Source organism: Nocardia sp. JCM 38205 (assembly GCF_058222935.1).
The window spans coordinates 349,034-371,305 of record NZ_JBYHFL010000006.1; the positions used below are offsets into that span (position 1 = coordinate 349,034).

The 22,272-nt window shown below is 67.8% G+C and carries 22 protein-coding genes; 14 read left to right on the forward strand and 8 right to left on the reverse strand.

Annotated features, from left to right (window positions below; genetic code table 11):
- The 4 genes from AC4HOU_RS23310 to AC4HOU_RS23325 form a co-directional block, all read right to left on the reverse strand.
- The gene (locus AC4HOU_RS23310) at nt 1–309 is read right to left on the reverse strand and encodes a DUF7677 family protein (RefSeq protein WP_218586385.1); all 309 of its coding nucleotides are present in this window, start codon (nt 307–309) and stop codon (nt 1–3) included.
- A 93-nt stretch (nt 310–402) separates the two neighbouring features.
- Nucleotides 403–1,719, reverse strand: coding sequence for a cytochrome P450 family protein (locus tag AC4HOU_RS23315; protein ID WP_280213786.1), 1,317 nt, complete (start codon nt 1,717–1,719; stop codon nt 403–405).
- A 297-nt stretch (nt 1,720–2,016) separates the two neighbouring features.
- Nucleotides 2,017–2,505: a hypothetical protein gene (locus AC4HOU_RS23320; protein ID WP_194992129.1), complete on the reverse strand. Its 489-nt coding sequence runs from the start codon at nt 2,503–2,505 to the stop codon at nt 2,017–2,019.
- Entirely contained in the window at nt 2,502–2,870 is a 369-nt protein-coding gene (locus AC4HOU_RS23325; protein WP_194992130.1) for a hypothetical protein, read from the reverse strand. The genes AC4HOU_RS23320 and AC4HOU_RS23325 overlap by 4 nt, the downstream gene beginning before the upstream one ends.
- 21 nt (nt 2,871–2,891) lie before the next feature.
- Between AC4HOU_RS23325 and AC4HOU_RS23330 the strand changes: the two genes are divergently transcribed.
- Both AC4HOU_RS23330 and AC4HOU_RS23335 read left to right on the forward strand, forming a co-directional pair.
- Complete coding sequence (locus AC4HOU_RS23330; protein WP_163812268.1) at nt 2,892–3,488, forward strand: TetR/AcrR family transcriptional regulator; 597 nt, start codon at nt 2,892–2,894, stop codon at nt 3,486–3,488.
- Between the two features lie 52 nt (nt 3,489–3,540).
- Nucleotides 3,541–4,209, forward strand: coding sequence for a PaaI family thioesterase (locus tag AC4HOU_RS23335; RefSeq protein WP_194992131.1), 669 nt, complete (start codon nt 3,541–3,543; stop codon nt 4,207–4,209).
- 81 nt (nt 4,210–4,290) lie between these two features.
- Here AC4HOU_RS23335 and AC4HOU_RS23340 read toward each other — a convergent pair whose 3' ends face one another.
- The 3 genes from AC4HOU_RS23340 to AC4HOU_RS23350 are packed head-to-tail and all read right to left on the reverse strand — an operon-like array spanning nt 4,291 to nt 7,408.
- Nucleotides 4,291–5,454: a sulfotransferase family protein gene (locus tag AC4HOU_RS23340; RefSeq protein ID WP_195019246.1), complete on the reverse strand. Its 1,164-nt coding sequence runs from the start codon at nt 5,452–5,454 to the stop codon at nt 4,291–4,293.
- Nucleotides 5,455–5,468: 14 nt separating this feature from the next.
- Nucleotides 5,469–6,245: an SDR family oxidoreductase gene (locus AC4HOU_RS23345; protein WP_195019245.1), complete on the reverse strand. Its 777-nt coding sequence runs from the start codon at nt 6,243–6,245 to the stop codon at nt 5,469–5,471.
- Nucleotides 6,245–7,408 (reverse strand): hypothetical protein, encoded by a 1,164-nt coding sequence (locus AC4HOU_RS23350; protein WP_490725288.1) that lies wholly within the window; start codon nt 7,406–7,408, stop codon nt 6,245–6,247. Before AC4HOU_RS23350 ends, AC4HOU_RS23345 begins: the two co-directional genes overlap by 1 nt.
- An 82-nt stretch (nt 7,409–7,490) precedes the next feature.
- Between AC4HOU_RS23350 and AC4HOU_RS23355 the strand changes: the two genes are divergently transcribed.
- From AC4HOU_RS23355 to AC4HOU_RS23410, 12 genes are all read left to right on the forward strand, one after another.
- Nucleotides 7,491–8,390, forward strand: a complete 900-nt coding sequence (locus AC4HOU_RS23355) for an IclR family transcriptional regulator (RefSeq protein WP_195007169.1) — start codon at nt 7,491–7,493, stop codon at nt 8,388–8,390.
- Between the two features lie 9 nt (nt 8,391–8,399).
- A complete protein-coding gene (gene cysD / locus AC4HOU_RS23360) occupies nt 8,400–9,332 on the forward strand; it encodes a sulfate adenylyltransferase subunit CysD (RefSeq protein WP_163812281.1) in 933 nt (310 codons plus the stop codon).
- Entirely contained in the window at nt 9,332–11,164 is a 1,833-nt protein-coding gene (gene cysC, locus AC4HOU_RS23365) for an adenylyl-sulfate kinase (RefSeq protein WP_195019244.1), read from the forward strand. The genes cysD and cysC overlap by 1 nt, the downstream gene beginning before the upstream one ends.
- Before the next feature lie 224 nt (nt 11,165–11,388).
- Complete coding sequence (locus AC4HOU_RS23370) at nt 11,389–11,934, forward strand: dihydrofolate reductase family protein (protein ID WP_195019243.1); 546 nt, start codon at nt 11,389–11,391, stop codon at nt 11,932–11,934.
- Nucleotides 11,935–12,033: 99 nt separating this feature from the next.
- Complete coding sequence (locus tag AC4HOU_RS23375) at nt 12,034–13,827, forward strand: acyl-CoA dehydrogenase (RefSeq protein WP_194991859.1); 1,794 nt, start codon at nt 12,034–12,036, stop codon at nt 13,825–13,827.
- 43 nt (nt 13,828–13,870) lie between these two features.
- Nucleotides 13,871–14,515, forward strand: coding sequence for a QsdR family transcriptional regulator (locus AC4HOU_RS23380; protein WP_280211681.1), 645 nt, complete (start codon nt 13,871–13,873; stop codon nt 14,513–14,515).
- A gap of 161 nt (nt 14,516–14,676) precedes the next feature.
- Nucleotides 14,677–15,450 carry a GntR family transcriptional regulator gene (locus AC4HOU_RS23385; RefSeq protein WP_195019242.1) on the forward strand — a complete coding sequence of 258 codons (774 nt, stop codon included), beginning with the start codon at nt 14,677–14,679 and terminating at the stop codon, nt 15,448–15,450.
- The gene (locus tag AC4HOU_RS23390) at nt 15,451–15,678 is read left to right on the forward strand and encodes a 4Fe-4S dicluster domain-containing protein (RefSeq protein ID WP_036536327.1); all 228 of its coding nucleotides are present in this window, start codon (nt 15,451–15,453) and stop codon (nt 15,676–15,678) included.
- An 8-nt stretch (nt 15,679–15,686) separates the two neighbouring features.
- Nucleotides 15,687–17,069, forward strand: coding sequence for an ABC transporter substrate-binding protein (locus tag AC4HOU_RS23395; RefSeq protein WP_490725289.1), 1,383 nt, complete (start codon nt 15,687–15,689; stop codon nt 17,067–17,069).
- 191 nt (nt 17,070–17,260) lie between these two features.
- Nucleotides 17,261–18,067 (forward strand): ABC transporter permease, encoded by an 807-nt coding sequence (locus tag AC4HOU_RS23400; protein WP_324197293.1) that lies wholly within the window; start codon nt 17,261–17,263, stop codon nt 18,065–18,067.
- Nucleotides 18,064–18,801 (forward strand): ABC transporter ATP-binding protein, encoded by a 738-nt coding sequence (locus AC4HOU_RS23405; RefSeq protein ID WP_194991536.1) that lies wholly within the window; start codon nt 18,064–18,066, stop codon nt 18,799–18,801. Before AC4HOU_RS23400 ends, AC4HOU_RS23405 begins: the two co-directional genes overlap by 4 nt.
- Nucleotides 18,798–21,491, forward strand: a complete 2,694-nt coding sequence (locus AC4HOU_RS23410) for a fumarate reductase/succinate dehydrogenase flavoprotein subunit (RefSeq protein ID WP_195019240.1) — start codon at nt 18,798–18,800, stop codon at nt 21,489–21,491. Before AC4HOU_RS23405 ends, AC4HOU_RS23410 begins: the two co-directional genes overlap by 4 nt.
- A gap of 47 nt (nt 21,492–21,538) precedes the next feature.
- Here AC4HOU_RS23410 and narI read toward each other — a convergent pair whose 3' ends face one another.
- A complete protein-coding gene (narI, locus tag AC4HOU_RS23415; protein ID WP_195019239.1) occupies nt 21,539–22,270 on the reverse strand; it encodes a respiratory nitrate reductase subunit gamma in 732 nt (243 codons plus the stop codon).
- Nucleotides 22,271–22,272 lie beyond the last annotated feature (2 nt).

A 22,272-nucleotide genomic window follows, 5' to 3' on the forward strand; every position in this document is an offset into this window, starting at 1 on the left:
TCAATAGAGCTCACATTCCCATGACTCCAGCGCCGGCTCACCTGGCGGGAGCTCACCGGTGCAGTACCGATACAGCCACGTGGCAGCGCGCCGCTCGGCATACTTCTCGTTGATCGGCTCGCCGGATTCGTCCAGTTCGAGGACATTCACGAAGATGGCGAAACAGATCTCCATCTGGGACGGCGAGTCCTTCAGTTCATCCCAGTAGTCGATGCCTTCCAGCATCGGATGGCCGACCGATCCGCGGGCAACCCACCCGGCGAAACGTCGAAGCGCACCCGACACACCATGAGACAGCTTCTGGGACATCTGTGCACCGTACGTCGCAGGCAGATCGCGCCTCCACTCGACCGGTCCCGTTCGGTGCGATGCGGGCGACAGCGCCCGCATCGCACCGCGCCGTCACGGTGCCGAAGATTCCATCGCGAACGCGAGCGCAGGCGAATCCGACGCCGGCGCGATCCGCACGGGCAGCTCGGCCAACCCCCGGATGAGCAGGCTCTTGCGCCACACCAGGTCGTCGAACCCGGCGTTCAGCGACAGGGTGGGGATGCGGTCGAGCAGCCTGGTGAGGGCGATGGTCGCCTCGGTGCGGGCCAGGGCGGCGCCGAGGCAGTAGTGGATGCCGTGGCCGAAGGCGATATGCCGATGGTCGGTGCGGCCGGGATTCATCCGGTCCGGATCATTGAACAGGCGTGGATCACGGTTGGCGGCGGCGAGGGAGATCATGATGAATTCGCCGGCCTCGATATCCTGGCCGCCCAACGTGATCGGCGCCGTGGTGTAGCGCGCGGTGGCCAGGTGCACCGGGCCCTGGCAGCGCAGCACCTCGTCGAGGAAGGCCGGGATGCCCTCCGGGTCGCGCCGCAGCCGCTCCGCGGTGGCCGGGTCGCGCAGCAGTTCGAGCACCGCGTTGCCGATGAGGTTGACGGTGGTTTCGTGACCGGCGGCCAGCAGCAGGAACAGCATCGCGATGAGTTCCTGCTGATCGAGCCGGTCGTCGTCGTCCTTGGCGATGATGAGCTCCGACAGCAGGTCCTCGCGCGGATCATCGGTGCGGGCGGCGATCAGCTCGGTGAGGTAGGTGAAGAAGCTGATCCCGGCCGTAGTGCGGTCCTCGATCGGGGCGGCATCGTTCACCAGAACAGCTGTCCAGGAACGGAAGTCGTCTTTGTCGTCGTCCGGTACGCCGAGCAGTTCGCAGATCACCGCGATCGGCAGCGGGAAGGCGTAGCTGTCGAGCAGATCCACGGTGTGGTGTCCGGCCATCTCGTCGAGCAGACCATCGGCCAGTTCGGTGATCCGCGGGCCGAGCTCGCGAATGGCACGGCCGGCGAACGCTTTCGACACCAGCTTGCGTAGCCGGGTGTGCTGCGGTGGGTCGGCGAAGAGCATGTTGTCATTGATGGCGGCATTGAACATCTCGGCGGCACCGTGTTTGGCCAGTACCGCTTGGCCTTCCGGTGATCCGATCCGCTTGCTGATGCTCGGCTCGACGAAGGCCTGCTTGGCCACCTCGTGGTCGACGACCAGCCAGCCCACCACCCCGTCCAGCCGAATACGGTGGATCGGTCCGCGTTCGCGCAGCGTCCGGTAGACGGCGTGCGGATCCTGATAGAACTCGTCGGTCAGCTCGAGAATCTGATGTGCGGCCGTCACGAACGACCACCGTCCCGCGCTGCCGCGTCCGGCGATGAATCCAGGGAGTGCACGTGCCACAGTCCTTTCCACGTTCGAACAGTTCTGACGTGTGCCCCGCGTGGACCCGATCCAGCGCACGGCCCGCGCGAATCGCGGCGGACAGTGTGGCGCTCCGAACTTTCGATCAGGTCTGCGACGGTGCGTGGTCGAGCAGTGTCGATCGGTGTGACGCGGAAAAGCCCGGTGCTGCGACCGGTTGGGGCCGACGGCATCTCGATCACCCGCCGTGGCGGCCGCTTTTCCGGGTGACATCATTGCACGGCCGTCCGGGCCGGCCGCAGCGGATCGGCGAAAGCCGTCCCGGATCGCCCCGCCTCAGGCGCGCACGGCCTCGGCTTCGGCCAGTTCCTTCAGCGTCCGCAACTGTTTGCGCATCATGATCACGTCGCCGAGGGCGAGCACCCGGCCCACCAGGCGCGGACCGCCCATCCGGACCCGGACGACGAGCCTGGAGCCCGACCCCTCCGGTCGCACCGCGTAGGTCACGCAGATATCGTCGGCGCGCAATGTCACATGCCTGCCGAGGGCAAACGATTCCAGCACGAACTGCCCCATGAACTCCTGCCCGACCGCGAGTTCGGTCAACTGCGGATCACGCACCCGCGGACTGGATTTCCAGCGATTGCCGATGCGATAGCTGTAGGTGGCCACCCGCAGCTGGCACAGCCAGGAGAACACCGCGGCGGGCGGGGCGGCGATGCTGATGGCGCGGTCGGCGACCAGGGCATCGGGTTCGAGGTCATCGCACGGCAGCGGCGCCTCGCGTTCGGCTTCGGTGGCGCCCCACACCAGTCCGGCGTTCATGCCGCCGCCACGACGCGGGCGAGCATCCGGCGGACCACCAGCTTGTGCCCACCGGTGCCGATCACCAGCGCCCGGTAGATCGAACCCGCGAGGCCGGGGAATTCCGCACGGGTGATCGCACGCACGACGGTATGGCGTGGGCCGTCGTCGTCGAGTTCGAAGGTCAGGCTGTACCGGGAGAAGGGATGGCTGCCCGCGAGGGCGAGCCGACGCGGCGGATCGGCCTCTTCCACTGCGAACCCGCCGGGCACGGTCGACGGATCGGCCGGATCCTTACAGACAACTTTCCGCAATGCCTTCCACGTCCGGTCGCGGTTCGCGTCGACCGATCTGGCATGCTCATCGATATAGGGCAATCGCTCCATATGGAAGGAACGTACTAGTACATGGCTCCGCCCCGCAAGCACGACACCGATGTGATCCTCGACGCAGCCCGCGCTCTGGTACTGGCCGACGGACCGCGCGCGGCGAGCGTCGCCGCGATCGCCGACGCCAGCGGCGCTCCGGTCGGCACGCTGTACCACCGCTTCGGCAACCGCAACGGTGTGCTCACCGCGGCGTGGATCCGCGCGCTCGAACGGTTCCAGGACCGAGTCGAGGCCGCTGCCGAGGAGCCGGACCCACTGGAGGCCGGCGTGGCCATGGTGCGTGCGGCGCTCGGATTCGGCCGTGACCTGCCCGAGGATGCCCGGCTGCTGCTCAGCCTGCGTCCGAGCGATCTGCTCGACGGCAGCCCCGACGAGGAGTTCGGTGCCCGGCTGGCCGGCATGAACGCGCCGCTGATCGAGCAGCTACGGCGGATCGCCGCAGGGCTGTTCGGGCGCGCCGGAGAACGTGAAGTCGACGCGGTCGCCCGCGCGATCGCCGATCTGCCGTACGCCGCGCTGCGCAGACACGCCCACGCGCCCGAACTCCCGGAGTGGCTCGACGACGACGTCACCGCCGCCGCGCGCACGCTGCTCGAGTCCTACCGCCGCAGCTGAACCGGACGCCCCGGTCACCGAGCATTCCGCGGGCTACCGATAACGTGTTCTCATGACCGAAGACCTGGCCGGCAGCGCACTGCCCGACGCCGAGCATCACGAGGGCGGTTTCCGGCCGATGTCGGAGCTCATCGACGCCGCCAAGAACGCCGACATCACCCGTGGCGGTCCGCACTACGGCGCGTTCATCGAGGAAGTCCGCAAGCTGATGGACCGGGCGCGGCTGTCGTGTCCGTCCGATGAGCTCGCGCTGGAGACGATCGGGGTGCTCAAACAGCTCAACGACCGGCTCGATGCGGCCGTCGTCGACGAATGGTCGGCCCCCACCTGGACCAGGGCGGATCTGCCCGCGCGCGGCAACATCACCATCCCGCCGTATGTGATCGACAAGGCGAGCAAGGACGGCGTGGAAGCCAGGATCACCTTCCGCACCTTCCACCTCGGCGGAAACGCCGCCGCGCACGGCGGCCAGATCGTGGTCGGCTTCGACGACCTGCTGGGTATGGCAGCGGCGCTCTACGCGGGCGGTGTCACCCGCACCGCGTCACTGACCGTCGACTATCGCTCCATCACCCCGCTCAACAAGGAACTGTCGTTGCGCACGTGGGCCGACCGCCGGGAAGGCCGCAAGGTGTACGTGCGGGCGACGCTGCACGACGGTGAGCGGCTGTGCGCGGAGGCCAACGGGCTGTTCATCGTCCTGAAGCCGGGCCAGCCCTGAGCGTGCCGTAGAAGGCCCTGAACGCGACAATCCGGCCGGCCGCCGCGAGCCGAAAGCCGCGATACGACCGGCCGGAACGGTTCAGCGCGCCGGGAAATGCGCCTCCAGATACGGCCCGAAGCTCGCGTCGACGGCTTCGGCGGTGAGATCGAAATCGGCGAGGGTGTACTTGTGCGCCGGGCGCGCCGCACCCGAGGTCGACTCCGAATGCAAGGCGGTCATCGCCGCGCGGGCCTCGTCGGTGAGGTCCAGGCCGAAGTGGCGGTAGATCCCCTCGACGGTGCCGATGGGGTCGGCCACGAAATCGTCGTAGTACACATCGCAGAACTGGGCCGCGTCATGATTCTTGCGGTCGTCCAGGAACCGCTGCGCGCCGCGTGACCACAGCTCGAGCTGCGTGCGCCCGACGACTCCACCGTGGAACTTGTCCGACCAGCCCGCCGAGGCCTGCTCGTTCAGGCTGCACACCGAGGCGATGATGGTGCTCGGCGCCCGGTGCATCTGGATGATCAGCGCGTCCGGATACACCGCGAGCAACGCGTCCAGGGCGAACAGGTGGCTCGGATTCTTCAGCACCCACCGCCGGTCGACGTCGTCGAGCCCTATGAGTTGCAGGTTGCGGCGGTGCCTGCGGTAGGCGCCGGTCCAGTCCTGCTCGCGCAACCACTCCGAATAGGTCGGCAGATAGGCAAGGCACTCATAGGAGATCGACATCGCCGATTGACGCAGCAACTGCCAGCACTCTTCGACCTGGTCGGCCGAAATATGATGCACGCCCATGAATTCCGGGTGTTCGACGTGATGCTTGTGGTAGGCCGCCTGCAACCGCTGGAAGATCGGGTTCTGCTCCCATGTCTCGCGCGGTGGCCGCGGCTGCGGCATCTCGGTCAGCCACATCTCCAGCCCCTGATGCCGGGGGTCGGCGGTCAACAAGCGGTGCACGGCCGTGGTGCCCGAGCGCGGCAACCCGGTGACGAAGATCGGCCGCTCGATCGACACCTGCGCATGCTGCGGGTACTGCTGCCAGGCCGATTCACTCAGCAGCCGCGCGATGAGCGCACCGCGGAGGAAGGCACGGTTGACCTTGTTGCCGAACGGGGTCAGTTCCGCATCCCTGGCGTAGGAATCGAGCAGGACCTGCAGCCCTTCGCGGTAGTCGTCGGTGCCGAAATCGCTCAGCCCGACCACTTTGCTCGCCGAGGCGTGCAGATCGTCGATGGTGCCGACGTCGTCCCTGCCGATCATGTTCGTCTCGCTCCTCAATTGTGGTACTCCCCGCAGTTGACATCCAGGCACGCCCCCGTGATCGCCCGCGCCAGTGGTGAGGCGAAGAAGACCACCGCATCGGCGATCTCGTCGGGCTCCGGCAGTCTGCGCAGGTCGATGGTCGCGGCGGTTTCGGCGTACACCTCGTCGCGGGTGATGCCGCGCTGTTCGGCCAGGTAGTTGAAATACCATTTCAGGTTGTCGGCCCAGATATAGCCGGGGGCAACGGAATTGACCCGGATGCCGCGCGGGCCGAGCTCGGTGGCCAGGCTCTGCGCCAAGGCCAGCAGGCTCGCCTTGGCCATCTTGTAGGGACCGAAGGTGCGCCGCGAGTGGTGCAGCACGGCGGAGTTGATCATCACCACCGATCCCTTGGCTTCGGCGAGGGCGGGCACGAACAGCCGAGTCAGGCGCAGCGCCGCCAGCACATTGGTCTCGAAGCCGGCGCGCACCGCGTCCAGCTCGACGTCGGCCAGATCGACGATGGGCGGGATGGCGAACGCGTTGTTCACCAGGGTGTCCACCCGGCCGAACGCGCTGTGCGCCGTTTCCACCAGATTCGCCGCCGCCGCTTCGTCGTTGATGTCGGTGGGGACCACGACCGCACGCCTGCCCAGGTCGGTGATCGCCTTGGCCACCTCGGCCAGGCGGGATTCGGTGCGCGAGGCGAGCACCACGTCGGCGCCGGCGGCCGCGGCTTGTACCGCGATGGCGCGGCCGAGGCCGGGACCGACCCCGGAGACGACGACTACCTTGTCCTGCAACAACATCAGCCGAGCATCCTTTCCGCGACCGCCGCCTGCCGGGCCGCGATGCGCTCGCGCCACTGCTGCGGCGTCACCCGAGCCTGCTCGTGATACGGCAGCCTGGCGTCGATCTCATCGAATTTCACCACCTCGACCGTCGGCCCGTCCTCGGGTTTCATCTCCCGCGACAGCCGCTGCCAGCGGAACTGCAGGTAGCCGCGGGCGTGGCCGGTGCATTCGATCCAGTTGGCCAGTCCGGGATCGCGTTCGCTGACCACCAGCCGGATCATCCCGTCCGGATCCACGTGCGCCTGATCGGCGGTGAGGCTGGTCTGGTGGTTGATGTAGTCCAGCGACAGGTACCACATGCTGCCGAGCTGGAAGCCCTGGTAGGGCGCGTCCGATTTCGGGACGGTGATGATCATCGCCTCGTCCTCGGCGAGTTCGTAGTGCCCGGCCGAGGAGAACTGCGTGGTCAGCCCGCCCGGCGTGCTGCGCGGCTCGGTCATGGTGTTGACCGGCAGGTTCAGGTAGAACCACTGCGGGAAGGCCAGGAAGGTCTGCAACCGCGACACCAGCGTCTTGCCCGCCACGCCGTAGCGTTTGGTCATCAGGTCCTTGGTCAGCGGCGGTGGCGCGGCACCGGCCTTGTCCGCCCGATGGATGCGCAGGGTGCCCGGCTTCTCGGCGCCCCAGTCGCTGAACACCTCACGGACCACGAGCATGGCCGAATCGGGCGCGAGGGTGATGTAGTTCGGACCGGCTTCACCCGGACCGAAACGAACCTCGAAAGATCCGTCCGCGGCGATATCAATCGCGCGATCGTCGAATGCGGTGGTGCTGTCGGGCACATCGACCGGCGAATAATCGCCGTTCAATACCTGAAAACTCAGATCGCGAGTGGAACCGCGAGTTCCGGTGACCACATATTCGGCATCCGGGCGCAGATACGAATGAAAGTAGAGGGTGTCCGGATTGTCCAGCCCCATTTTCGTGTACGGCCCCGTCGACTGGACGAAGAACGGGAAATCACGCTCATACGCCCACGCCATCTGAATGGCGGCTCGAATACTGCCCGCCAGATAGTCGTAGCCCTCGACGAGATCCTGTTCGGTCCGAATGTGCGGCGCTTCGGTGATGATCTTCTCGGCGGCGGCGATGGCGTCCGCGAACGGTTGCGTCAGCAATAGACTCTCCGGTGTTCCATATATGTACCGCTCTGGTACATTCCGATACCAGAGACATTAGAACGTGTTCTAGGAGTGGTCAATGGTCGAACGGCGATCCGCGCCGACCCAGCGCGTGGTGCAGGTGCTGGATTTCATCGTCGAGCAGCAGGGCAAGCGGGTGGGCCTGTCCGAGCTCGCCCGCACCCTCGGCCTGGCCAAACCCACCGCACTCGGCATCCTCACCGAGCTCACCGCGGGCGGCTACCTGGTCCGCGATCCGCGCACCCGCACCTATGGGCCCGGCCCCGCGCTGATCGCGGCGGGCCGGGTCGCGCAGGACAGCTTCGCCATCGCCGGCGTCGCCCACCCCGAGCTGGCCCGGCTCAGCCGGGCCTACCGCACCACCTGCACGGCATCGGCGCTGGTCGGTGAGCAGATCATCGTGCTGGAGAGCACCGGCCCCGGCATGGTCAAGGTGGGCGCTTCCTACCCTTTCGCGCCACCGGTCGGCCTGATGTACGTGCTCTGGGATACCGACGCGGCCTTCGACGCCTGGCTGGCGATGCCCGCGACGGTGCCGCTGCAGCAGGACGAGGCCCGGCTGCGGCAGATCGTCGCCGAATGCCGCGAGCGCGGCTACCTGGTGGAATCCATGACGGCGGCCGGACGGCGGTTGTATTCGCTGCTGGCCGGCGTCGCCGCCCGCGAACTGCCCGACGAGCTCCGCGAAGTGGTCGCCGAGCTGGTCACGAGCCTGGGCGAGCGGGTGTATCTCGGCACCGATCTGCGGCCACGCAAACAGCATCCGGTGAGCCTGCTCGCCGCACCGACCTTCGACGCCGACGGCAGGCAGAACATGGTGCTCACGATGTATGTCGGCGCGTCGATCACCGGCGCGGAGATCGCCAGGCGCGGCGCGGACCTGGTGGCCGCCGCCGATGCCGTCACCGAAAAGTCCGGCGGACGCCAACCGTTGACCAAATCCCGAAACGTGTTCTAGTTTTGCATCGTGAGCCAGTACGCAAAGTCGGCGGCGAACACCTACGAGCTTCCCCATCTGGACGCGCTCGAGGCCGAGTCGGCACATATATTCCGTGAAGTCGCAGCGACTTTCGAACGCCCGGTGCTGTTGTTTTCCGGTGGCAAGGATTCGGTGGTGATGCTGCACCTCGCGGCCAAGTCATTTTGGCCCGCGCCGCTACCGTTCCCGGTGCTGCACATCGACACCGGGCACAATTTCGACGAGGTGATCGAGTTCCGTGATCGCACGGTGGCGCGGCTGGGTCTGCGGCTGATCGTCGGCCGGGTCCAGGACGACATCGACGCCGGCCGCGTCACCGAGGACAGCGGTCCGCGCGCCACCCGCAACCGGCTGCAGACCACCACCCTGCTGCGCAGCGTGCGCGAGGGCCGCTTCGATGCCGTATTCGGCGGCGCGCGACGCGACGAGGAAAAGGCGCGCGCCAAAGAGCGGGTGTTCAGCTTCCGCGACGAATACGGCCAGTGGGACCCGCGCCGACAGCGCCCCGAGCTGTGGAACCTCTACAACGGCAGCCACCGGCCCGGCGAGCACATCCGGGTGTTCCCGCTGTCGAACTGGACCGAGCTCGACATCTGGAGCTATATCGCCGCCGAGGGCATCGAGTTGCCCTCGCTGTACTACGCGCATCGCAGGCCGGTGGTGCAGCGCGACGGAATGTTGCTGGCACACACTCGTTTTCTTCACCTGCTCGACGGCGAGACGCCGTACGAGTCGACCGTGCGGTTCCGCACCGTCGGCGATGCCACCTGCACCGGCTGCGTCGAATCCAGCGCCGCCTCCCCGGCCGAGGTGGTGGCCGAAGTCGCCGCCGCCCGCGTCACCGAACGGGGCGCCACCCGCGCCGACGATCGCATCTCCGAGGCCGGGATGGAAGACCGCAAACGAGAAGGCTACTTCTGATGACCACTTTGCTGCGCCTCGCGACCGCGGGCAGCGTCGACGACGGCAAGTCGACCCTGATCGGACGGCTGCTGTTCGATTCCAAGACCTTGTTCACCGACCAGCTCGACGCGGTGGAACGCACCAGCCGCGATCGCGGCGAGGACTACCCGAACCTCGCACTGCTCACCGACGGCCTGCGCGCCGAACGCGAACAGGGCATCACCATCGACGTGGCGCACCGCTATTTCGCCACGCCGCGCCGCAAATTCATCATCGCCGACACTCCCGGCCACATCCAGTACACCCGCAACATGGTCACCGGCGCCTCCACCGCCGATCTGGCGCTGGTGCTGGTGGATGCGCGCAAGGGCGTGGTGGAGCAGACCCGCAGGCACGCCTTCGTCGCCGCGCTGCTCGGCATCCCGCACCTGGTGCTGTGCGTGAACAAGATGGATCTGGTGGACTGGTCGCAGCAGCGGTTCACCGAGATCCGGGAGGAGTTCGCCGGTTTCGCGTCCAAACTCGACGTCACCGATCTGACCTTCGTGCCCGTGTCGGCGCTGCACGGTGACAATATCGTGCACCGCGGCACCTCGATGCCCTGGTATGAGGGCACCCCGCTGCTGCATCATCTCGAAGAGGTGCATATCGCCTCCGACCGCAATCTGATCGACGCCCGGCTGCCGGTGCAGTACGTGATCCGCAGTCACACACCGGAATTCCGCGGCTACGCCGGAACCATCGCCGGCGGCGTCTTCAAACCGGGTGACGAGGTGACGGTACTGCCCTCGGGCCTGAACACCACGGTCCGGTCGATCTTCGGTCCGGGCGGAGTGCCCATCGACGAAGCGTTCCCGCCGCAGGCGGTGACGGTCCAGCTGGCCGACGAGCTCGACGTCTCCCGCGGTGACCTGATCTGCCGTCCCGCCAACCGGCCACAGGTCGGACGCGATCTCGATGCCATGGTGTGCTGGTTCGCCGAGGACGCCGAACTCACTCCCGGCGCGTCCTACACGCTGCGCCACACCACCCGGGCCACCCCGGTGCAGGTACGGACGCTGGACTATCGTCTCGATGTCAACACCCTGCACCGCGACGAGGCCGCAACCACCTTGTCACTCAACGAGATCGGCCGGGTGCAGCTGCACACCCGGCAACCGCTGCTGTTCGATCCCTACCGGCGCAACCGCACGACCGGCAGTTTCCTGCTGGTCGACGACAGTACCGGCAATACCGTCGCCGGCGGCATGATCACCGGCCCGAGCCTGCCGTCATCGCGGGTGGTGTGGCATTCCACCGCGGTCGAGCGGGCCGAGCGCGCGACTCGTGGGATGACGGTGTGGTTGACGGGCCTGTCCGGCTCGGGCAAGTCGACGGTCGCGGTGGAACTGGAACGGCGCCTGGTGGCGTCCGGGCGTCCGGCATTCCTGCTCGACGGCGACAATCTGCGCCACGGCCTCAACTCCGATCTCGGGTTCTCGGCCGAGGACCGGGTGGAGAATGTGCGCCGGGTCGGTGAGGTCGCGCGGCTGTTCGCCGAGGCCGGTGTCATCGCCATCGTGTCGCTGATCAGCCCGTATCGCGCCGATCGGGACCGGGCGCGGGCCGTGCACGAGGCCGCGGGCATCCCCTTCCTCGAGGTCTTCGTCGATACTCCGCTCGAGATCTGCGAATCGCGCGACCCGAAGGGCATGTACGCCAAGGCCCGTGCGGGTGAGATCCGCGATTTCACCGGCGTCGACGCCCCGTACGAGCATCCGCTCACACCGGGCCTGGTGCTCCGGCCCGCCGACGGCGATCCGGCCGCGATGGCGTCGACCGTGCTCACCCTGTTGACGAGCATGGACTGACACCGGAGGCGATGGCCGCCGGGCGTACCCGCCGCCCGGCGGCCATCGGGGCCGCGAATCGCGGTAAAGCCTCCGCGCACCGGAGCGGCACCGCCTATCGTCGGGCGAGAACGCCGACTCTCCCCGGCCGTCGATGCACCACATGACGCGCCGGCAGAGCCGGACCGGACACTTCGAGCCGCACCACGTGCGGTGGGGCGGCGGGATCATCGAAAGGGAGCGCCTTGGGCACCATCGCAGTACACGAATTCATCTCCCTCGACGGGATGTACGACGACCCGAGCTTCACCTTCGCCTACGGGTTCGATCCGAAGATGGGCGACACACTGGCCGAGATCACCGGCGCCGCGACCGGGATTCTGCTCGGGCGCAACACCTTCGAGATGTTCGCACCGGCCTGGTCGACGCGCACGGTCGACGACGATCCGGGTGCGCCGTTCTTCAACGACACCATGAAGTACGTCGTCGGTGCGCAGGAACCCGCGGTAGAGTGGGCCAACAGCACCCGCCTCGGCCCGTACGACCCGGAGGTCATCCGCAAGCTCGAGGCCGAGACCGACGGCATCCTCTACATCAGCGGCAGCGGCCGGCTGGTCCGTGCCCTGCTCCGGGACGGCCTCGTCGACAATCTGCACCTGTTCGTGTATCCGATCGCCCTGGGCACGGGTGAGCGATTCTTCGACGACGCCACCACCAAGCTGACCCTGGTATCGACCGACGTCTACGACAACGGCGTGGTGCACCTGAACTACGGGCCCGCCGCGGACTGATTCGCCGCGGACGGTCGTCACGCTCCCCTGGCGACCGGGCCGGGTGCCACCGCGCACAGTATGGTACACAGGAGGCAACTTGTACCGAAGGGATGCTCGATGCGGTCTACTCTCCTGTCCCGGCGTGATCTCGACTTCCTGCTCTACGAATGGCTCGACGTCGAGCGGCTCACCGAGCGCAAGCGCTACGCCGAGCATTCCCGGGAGACCTTCGACGCCGTCCTCGATCTGAGCGAACAGCTGGCGACGAAGTACTTCGCCTCGCACAACAAGCTCGGCGATGCCAACGAACCGACGTTCGACGGTGAGCGCGTCACCCTCATTCCCGAGGTGGGCGCCGCGCTGCGGGCCTTCGCGGAGGCCGGCCTCCCCGGTGCCGCGATGGACTACGAACTCGGCGGTTCACAGCTTCCGGCCAGCGTCGCCCAGGCCAGTTTCGCCTGGTTCCAAGCCGCCAATCCAGGCACCTCCGGCTATCCGTTCCTCACCATGGCCAATGCGAACCTGCTGCTCACCCATGGCCGCGAGCACATCGACCGATTCGTTCGCCCGATGGTGGAGGGCCGATTCTTCGGCACCATGTGCCTGTCGGAACCGCAGGCCGGTTCGTCGCTGGCCGATATCGTCACCCGCGCCGAGCCGCAGCCCGACGGCACCTATCGGCTCTTCGGCACCAAGATGTGGATTTCCGGCGGCGATCACGAGCTGGGCGAGAACATCGTGCATCTGGTGCTGGCGAAGATTCCCGGTGGACCGGCCGGGACCAAGGGGATCTCACTGTTCGTGGTGCCCCGGTTCCTCGTCGGCGACGACGGCTCCCTCGGCGAACGCAACGACGTCGCGCTGGCCGGACTCAACCACAAGATGGGCTACCGCGGCACCGTGAACACGGTGCTGAACTTCGGCGAGGGCAAGTGGACCCCTGGCGGCGCACCGGGTGCGATCGGCTATCTGGTCGGCGAGCAGCACCGCGGGCTCAGCTACATGTTCACGATGATGAACGAGGCGCGCATCGGCGTCGGCCTGGTGGCCACCGCACTCGGCTACACGGGTTATCTCGAATCGCTCGAGTACGCACGCACGCGCACGCAGGGCCGGACCAAGGGTGCCGCCGATCCCAGCACGCCGCAGCGGCCCATCGTCGAGCACGCCGATGTGAAGCGAATGCTGCTCGCGCAGAAGGCCTATGCCGAAGGCGCGCTCGCGTTGGTGCTCTACTGCGCACGCCTGGTCGACGAGCACCGCACCGCCTCCTCCGATGAGGAACGCCGCGCGCTGACGTTGTTGCTGGACATCCTCACCCCCATCGCGAAGAGCTGGCCGTCGCAGTGGTGCCTGGAGGCGAACAGCCTGGCCATCCAGGTGCACGGCGGCTACGGCTACACCCGCGAGTACAACGTCGAGCAGCACTACCGGGACAACCGGCTGAATCCGATTCACGAAGGTACGCACGGCATTCAGGGCCTGGACCTGCTCGGGCGCAAGGTCACCCAGCAGGGCGGGGCGCGCCTGCGCGCGCTCGACGAACGGATCCGCGCGACCATCGGCGAGGCCCGCGCACAGGCCGGTGAGCCCGCCGAAATGGGTGCGCAGCTCGAATCGTCGTGGCAGCGACTGGTCGAGGTGACCGCAGGCCTGTTCGCCGACGGCGACATCGAAGCCGCACTCGCCAACAGTTCGATCTATCTGGAAGCGTTCGGGCACATCACCCTCGCGTGGATCTGGTTGCAGCAGACCCTGGCCGCCGCCGGACGCGAGGGCGATTTCTACGACGGCAAACGCCATGCGGCGCGGTACTTCTTCCGCTATGAACTCCCCCGCACCGCACCTCAGCTCGAGCTGCTGGCCGCCCGCGACACCACCACACTCGAGATGCGCGACGCCTGGTTCTGACACCCCCATTAGATACATATCTTACCGAATGTATCATTCTTGGGTGACCAGCGACGAACCTACCGTATCCCGCCCACCGGGGCGTCCGGCCTCCGCGACCCGAGAAGAGGTCGTGGAGTTGGCGCGGCTGGCGTTCCTGGCCGGTGAGCGGGTGGATGTGCAGGCCATCGCGGCCAAACTACGGCTCAGCCGCGCCTCGGTGTATCGCTGGTTCGGTTCACGTGACGGCGTGCTCGGCGCGGTGCTGGCCGGTGAGTTCGAGAATTTGATCGAACGGGCGGATGCCCGCCGCCGGGCCAGTGGTGCCCAGCGGATCCTCGACGTGCTCTACCGGGTCAACCGGTGGATGGCGGGCAACGAACCGTTCCGCCGCTATTTCGAGAACGAGCCGATCGCCGGTCTGCGCATCCTCACCACCGGCGACGGTCCGGTGCAGCCGCGCGTGGTCGCCGCGGTGGAGGACCTGATCGCCCGCACGGAAGAACAGGACGATTACCGGCCACCGCTGGAGCGTTCGCTGCTGGCCTACACCCTGGTCCGGCTCGCCGAGGCCTTCCTCTACAGCGACAACGTCACCGGTCTGCGCGGCGACGTCGACCGATTGCGTCAGGTGCAGGCGGCGTTGCTCGGACTCACCCCCGAGGGCGAGGACATCCGCGCGCCGCGGCGTTCATTGGAATCGGCGTGATCACAACCGTCCCGGGCCCGGCGAAGGTGGCGCAATGGCGCTCGGCGCGCGTGTTTGCCCAGGTCGCGCGACCCACCGACCCGGCGTAATCAGCACACCTGCCGCGAGCCGCACGATCAGCGGCGAAAGGGCGGCCGGAATCGCCGCTATCGTCGCTGTTCATGCAGGTCAGCGACAGAAACTCGGAGTCGCCTTCTCCGGTGCGCCGGTTACGGGCCGACGATGCGCGCCGGGTCGCCGACATCGTGCGCCAACAGATCCACACCGGCGCGTTCGCCGACACCCTGCCCGGTGAGCAGGTCCTGGCCGCCGAACATCAGGCCTCCCGCAATACCGTGCGCGAGGCGCTGGCGCTGCTCCAGGACGAGGGCCTGATCGACCGCGCGCCCAGGGTCGGCACCAAGGTGACGGGCCGCAAACTCGACCACGGCCTCGACACCCTGCTCGGGTTGCAGGAGACCTTCGAGGGTCACGGGGTGGTCCGCAATGAGGTCAGGGTCGCGACCCGGATCAGCGCACCGCCCGCCGTGGCGCGCCGGCTGGCGCTGGCACCGGGTACCCGGGTGGTCTACCTCGAGCGCCTGCGTTACCTCGGGGACCTACCGTTGAGCCTTGATCTCACCTACCTCGCGCCCGGCATCGGGGACGCGGTGCTCGAACACGACCTGGAACACACCGACATCTTCGTGCTGCTGGAGCAGATCAGCGGCCGGTCGCTCGGCTCGGCCGACCTCGCGGTGGAAGCCCTCTGCGCCGATCCGCACACCGCGGCCACCCTCGACATCCCCGCAGGCGCCGCGCTGCTGATGCTCGAGCGTCTCACCCGCCTCGAGGACGGCACCCCGGTCGATCTCGAGTACGTCCGCATGCGCGGTGACCGGATCACCATGCGCGGCAGCCTGTCTCGCAGCATCCCCGAATGGAAGGTCCTTTAGATGGCTCTGGCGAACCAGCGCACCGATATCCCCGTGACCATCGACGAATCGCTGTGCATCTCCGGCTGCACGCTGTGCGTCGAGATCTGTCCCCTCGACTCACTCGCCATCAATCCCGACAACGGCAAAGCCTTCATGCATGTCGACGAGTGCTGGTACTGCGGCCCCTGCGCCGCCCGCTGCCCCACCGGCGCCGTCACCGTCAACATGCCGTATCTCCTGAGGTAGTTCACATCATGAAACAGTGGAAACGCCTGGTCGCTGTCGCCGCCGCGGCGGCGTTCACGCTCACCGGATGCTCGCTCGAGGAGGCCACCTCCGGCGACACGGTCAAGGTGGTCATCGGCTATCAGTCCAAGACCATCAACACCGTCACCGCCGGTACGCTGCTGCGCGCCCAGGGCTATCTGGAACAGCGCCTGCAGCAGATCACCGATAGTGGCGGCGCGAAGTACGAGGTCGAATGGCAGGACTACGACACCGGTGCGCCGATCACCGCGCAGATGGTGGCGGAGAAGATCGATATCGGTTCGATGGGCGATTACCCGCTGCTGATCAACGGGTCGCGCACGCAGGCCAACGAGCGTTCGCGCACCGAGTTCATCTCCGTCACCGGATACAACCCCAAGGGTGCGTTGAACATGGTGGTGGTGGCGCCGGACTCACCTGCCGATGAGTTGAAAGACCTGGCCGGCCAGAAAGTTTCGGCCAGTGTGGGTTCGGCCGGGCACGGCACGCTGGTGCAAGCGCTGACCCGGGCGGGCATCGACCCCGTCGGCGGCGTCGAGGTTCTCAATCAGCAACCGCAGGTCGGTGCCTCGGCGCTGGAGTCGGGTCAGGTGAGCGCGCTGTCGCAGTTCGTGGCGTGGCCCGGGCTGCTGGTGTTCCAGGACAAGGCGAAGCTGCTCTACGACGGCGCCGAGCTGAATGTGCCCACCTTCCACGGCGTGGTCGCCCGCAAGGCGTACACCGCCGAGCATCCGGAGGTGGTCGACGCCTTCTTGCAGGCCCAGCTGGACGCCACCGAATTCCTGTGGCGGGAACCACTGGAGGCCGCGCGCATCGTCGCCGAGGGTTCGGGTCTGCCGCAGGAGGTCGTGTACCTGTACAACGGGCCCGGCGGCACCTCCTTCGACACCACCCTCAAACCGAGTCTGATCAGTGCGTTCAAAGACGATGTGCGGTATCTGAAGTCGATCGGCGATTTCGCCGACCTCGATATCGACGCCTTCGTCGACGACACCCGCATCCGCGCCGCCTTCGCCGCCCGGGGCGGCCGCGATTACGACAGCGCCCTGGCCGACACCACCAATCAGACCACCGGTTCGGGCACCGAAGTCTGGCTGGACGGGCAGACCGCCACCCAGCCCGCCGCCGACGCCACCGCACTGCTGCGCGCGGTGAAAACCGCACGGTCACAGGGTGCGACCATCCGCTCCGCCTACATCGTGGATACCGAACTCGGCACCCGCTGGTTCGCCGACAAGGCGGTCTGGCTGCGTGACGGTGAGACGTTCCTGCCGTTCACCACCGCGGCCGCGGCAGGCCGGTACCGCCAGGCCCACCCCGGCGCGCAGCCGGTGAGCTACGACCAGGCCGTCAGTGAGGTCAGGTCATGACACGGTCACACGCCGAGTCACCGGCGGTCGCCGAGCCTGCGGCAGAGCGTCGCGTCTCGGACGTCGCGTCCGATGCCATCCCCCGTGCAATCCGGGAGTCGGCCGGGGCCGTCGGCTCAGGCGCCCACCCGGGCGCAACCGATGGCATCGAATCGGGTTCGCCCTCGGCGCCCCCGGCCACCACGACACCGGTGACCGGACGTAGTTCGGTGGCCGGCTCGGTGTGGTCATCGCGGGCACTGCGTCCGGTTTCGGTGCTGGCCGCCGTTCTGCTGTGGCAAGTGTTGACGGCCAACGATGTTCGCCTGTGGTTGCGCTTCGACACCCTGCCGACGGTCACCGAGATCATCACCGCGTTCGGCCGCCAACTGGGCACCGAGGTTTACTACTTGGATCTGGGGCAATCGTTGATCCGCATCCTCACCGGCTTCGCCGTCGCGACGGTGCTCGGAGTGGCCAGCGGCATCGCGCTCGGCCGGTCCCGGCTGTTCGCCGATATCCTCGGCCCGCTCACCGAACTCGCCCGGCCGGTGCCCGCGATCGCGGTGGTGCCGATCGCGATTCTGCTGTTCCCCGATGACGAGGCGGGCATCGTCTTCATCACCTCGCTGGCGGCCTACTTCCCGATCATGGTCAGTACCCGCCATGCGGTGCGCGCGCTGCCGACGCTGTGGGAGGACTCGGTGCGCACCCTGGGCGGAAACCGGTGGGATGTGCTGGTGCGTGTGGTGTTTCCCGGCGCGCTGCCCGGGATTTTCGGCGGACTGTCGGTCGGTATCGGGGTGGCGTGGATCTGCCTCATCTCCGCGGAGATGATCTCGGGCCGTCTCGGTGTCGGTTACCGGACCTGGCAGGCCTACACCATCGTCGACTATCCGGGTGTGTTCGTCGGGATCATCACCATCGGCGTCCTCGGATTCGCGACGTCGGCGGCGATCGAACTGCTCGGCCGCCGCGTCACCCGCTGGCTGCCGCGCGGAGCGGAGAACGCGCGATGACCACCGCGATCACCACCGGCATGAGTCTGCGCCTGGACGAAGTGTCGCTGTCCTACACCGGCGATCCGGTGATCAGCCGGCTCAGCCTGGAGGTGCGGCCCGGCGAAATCCTGGTCCTCACCGGACCGTCCGGATGCGGGAAATCCACCGTCCTGCGCGCGTTCGCCGGACTGCTGGCGCCCGACTCCGGCCGGGTGCTCGCCGACGGCGAGCCGGTGACGACGACCTCCCGTGACCGCGCGGTCGTCTTCCAGGACAACGCGCTGCTGCCCTGGCGCAGTGTGCGCGCCAATATCGAGCTCGCGCTGAAGCTGCGCGGCGAGCCGAAACCGGGTCGCCGCGCGTCCGCCGACCGCTGGATCGAGGAGGTCGGGCTGGCCGGATTCGCCGATTTCCTGCCCAAGAGCCTGTCCGGCGGGATGCGGCAACGGGTCCAGCTCGCGCGCGGCCTGGCCGGTGCACCACGCGCGGTCATGATGGACGAACCGTTCGGGGCACTGGACACCCAAACTCGAAACACCATGCAGCGCTTACTCATCGATACCTGGCGCACGCACCCGACGACCGTCGTCTTCGTCACCCACGACGTGGACGAGGCGCTGCTGCTCGGCGATCGGGTCGCGGTGCTCGGCCGGGCCGGGCAGCCGCTGCGCGCCGTCATCGATGTTCCGAATCCGCGCACGGCCGCCGCCCGGCCGGTCGAGCGCGCCCAGATCGTGGAGGCTCTCACGTGACCGCTCCGACCTTGTTCGCGGCACCCGATCTCGCCGACGCCGTCCGTCTGGACTGCGATGTGCTCGTCATCGGCGGCGGAACGGCGGGCACGATGGCCGCCCTCACCGCCGCCGAGCAGGGCGCCAATGTGCTGCTGCTGGAGAAGGCGCATGTGCGCCATTCCGGTGCGCTGGCCATGGGAATGGACGGGGTCAACAATGCCGTCATCCCGGGAAAGGCCGAACCGGAGGATTACGTCGCCGAGATCACCCGCGCCAATGACGGCATCGTCGACCAGCGCACCGTCTATCAGACCGCGACCCGCGGTTTCGCCATGGTGCAGCGGCTGGAGAGCTACGGAGTGAAGTTCGAGAAGGACGAATACGGCGAATACGCGGTGCGGCGGGTGCATCGGTCCGGGTCGTATGTGCTGCCGATGCCCGAGGGCAAGGACGTCAAGAAGGCGCTGTACCGGGTGCTGCGCCAGCGCAAAATGCGGGAACGGATCCGGATCGAGAACCGGCTGATGCCCGTGCGTGTGCTCACCGCCGATGGCCGGGCCGTCGGCGCGGCGGCCCTGAACACCCGCACCGGGGAGTTCGTCGCGGTGGGTGCGAAGGCGGTCATCCTGGCGACCGGGCCGTGCGGGCGGCTCGGGCTGCCGGCCTCCGGCTACCTGTACGGCACCTACGAGAATCCGACCAACGCCGGCGACGGCTACTCGATGGCCTATCACGCCGGCGCCGAGCTCAGCGGCATCGAATGCTTCCAGATCAATCCGCTGATCAAGGACTACAACGGACCGGCATGTGCATACGTGGCCAACCCGTTCGGCGGGTACCAGGTCAATGCCGAGGGCGAACGCTTCGTGGATTCCGACTACTGGTCGGGGCAGATGATGTCGGAGGTCAAGCGCGAGATCGAATCCGCGCGCGGACCCATCTATCTCAAGGTGTCGCATCTGCCGGAGGAGACGCTGACGACGCTGGAGGGGATCCTGCACACCACCGAGCGGCCCACCCGCGGCACCTTCCACGCCAACCGCGGCCACGACTACCGCACCCACGATATCGAGATGCATATCTCCGAAATCGGTTTGTGCAGTGGGCATTCCGCGTCCGGCGTCTGGGTGGACGAGAACGCGCGCACCACCGTTCCCGGCTTGTACGCCGCCGGCGACCTGGCCTGCGTTCCGCACAACTACATGATCGGCGCCTTCGTCTTCGGCGATCTCGCCGGGGCACACGCCGCCTCCACGCTCACCGAGGTGGCGGCACCGCAGCAGCTTCCGCAGGAGCAGCTCGCCGAGGCGCACGAGCTGATCTACCGGCCGCTGCGCCACCCGGACGGGCCACCGCAGCCGCAGGTCGAATACAAGCTGCGCCGTTTCGTCAACGACTATGTGGCCCCACCCAAGACCGCCGCCAAACTCTCGATCGCGGTGGAAACCTTCCAACGGATGCGCGGGGAGATCGCCGAGATGGGCGCGCGCACCCCACACGAGCTGATGCGTGCGGTGGAGGTGTCGTTCATCCGCGACTGCGCGGAGATGGCGGCCCGCAGTTCGCTCACCCGCACCGAATCGCGATGGGGGCTCTATCACGAGCGCGCCGACCTGCCCGAGCGCGATGATGTGGGCTGGCGCTACCACCTGAATCTGCGCAAAACCGCCGACGGCGACATGGAGTTCCTGAAGCGTCCGGTGGCGCCGTACCTCGTGCCGGTGCCTGGGCTGGACGACCTGCCGTCGGCCGATGCCGCGATCGAAGTCGTCGAGCAGCCGGAACTGGTCGCGCGCCGCGCGCCTTCGGCAGCGACCGTGGTGACCGTCGAGAAGGAACCGGCCGCACCGCCCTCCCCGCGCCTGGTCACCCTGCTCGGGTTGGACGCACCGACGGTGGCGCAACTGGCGGAGTATCTGTCCGATGCCGACCCCGTGGTCCGGGTGGCCGCCCTATCGGTGCTCACCGAGCACACCCCGGACGGGTTCGCCGGCGTCTTGATCGACGCACTCGACGACGACGCCGCGTCCGTGCGCGCCGCGGCCGCGGCCGGATTGCGTGAACTGGTCGAGGTGCTGCCCTCGGCCGACGGTTTGGCACAGCGATTGCGCTCCGCCGATCCGGTGGTCCGCGCCACCGTCGTCGATCTGCTGCGGGCGCTGCGCGCCGGAACCGCCGCGCACTTCGGTGCCGCGCTCGCCGATCCCGATCATCGGGTGCGGATCGAGGCGGTGCGCGCGCTGGTCTCCCTCGACGACGGTCCGGCCGTGGCCGCCCTCGCCGGCGATGCGAACCGGGAGGTGCGGATCGCGGTCGCCCAGGGCCTGGCCACCATCGGCACCGGCGCCGAGGCCATCCGCGCCCTGGCCGCCGACCGTGACCCGCTGGTGCGCGCGGCGGCGCTCGCGGCGTACGCCGCACTGGGGACCGATATCGACTCGGCCACCGAACTCGTCGCCGCGCTGGGTCATTCGGCCTGGCAGGTGCGCGTCGGCGCGGCGCGCGGACTGGCGGGCGCCGACCCGGAGCTCGCCCTGCCCGCGTTGACCGAGGCGCTGTCGGATCCGCATCTGGATGTGCGCAAGGCCGCGGTCCTGGCGCTGTCGAGCTGGGCGAGCCTGGATGCGGCGCGGATCGCGTTGAAACAGGCCGTCGACGACCCCGACGCCGACGTCCGAGCCTATGCCCGCCGCGCACTCGCCGGGTGAGCCGCGACCGGGGCGCCGCCGCTTGTGCTCGGCCCGCCCCGCCTCGCTCACCAGCCGCGCCGCTGCGGCCGCGAACCCACCAGCTCCCCCGGACGGGCATGTCCACGACTGCGGTAGACGATGTAGGGCCGGAACAGGTAGGCCACGGGCGCGCTGAACGCGTGCACCAGGCGGGTGAACGGCCACAGCGCGAACAGCGTCAACGCGATGAGGACGTGGATGTGGAACGACAGCGGCGCCTGCGCCATCAGGTCGCCGCGCGGTTGCAGGATCCAGATCGACCGGAACCACGGCGAGACGGTCTCGCGGTAGTTGTGTTCCTCGCCGATCACGCCCGATCCCATCAGCGTCGTCGCGAGGCCGGCCACGATGGCCGCGATCAGCACGACGTACATCAGTTTGTCGTTCCACGTGGTCGCGGTGAAGACCGGGCCGGTGGCGCGGCGCCGGTAGACCAGCAGCGCCGCGCCGGTCAGGGTGGCGACACCGGCGATGGTTCCGAGGGTCAAGGCCTGCACGTGATAGGCGTGTTCGCTCAGGCCGAGGGCATCGGTCCACGATTGCGGGATCACCAATCCGATGATGTGCCCGACGATCACGACGAGAATGCCGAAGTGGAACAGTGGGCTGCCGATCCGCAGCAGCTTGCTCTCGTACAGCTGGGAGGACCGGGTGGTCCAGCCGAATTTGTCGTAGCGGTAGCGCCACCAGGTCCCCACGGCCAGGATCGCCAGTGTCACATAGGGAATCACGTCCCAGAAGATCTCTCCGGCGGACATGA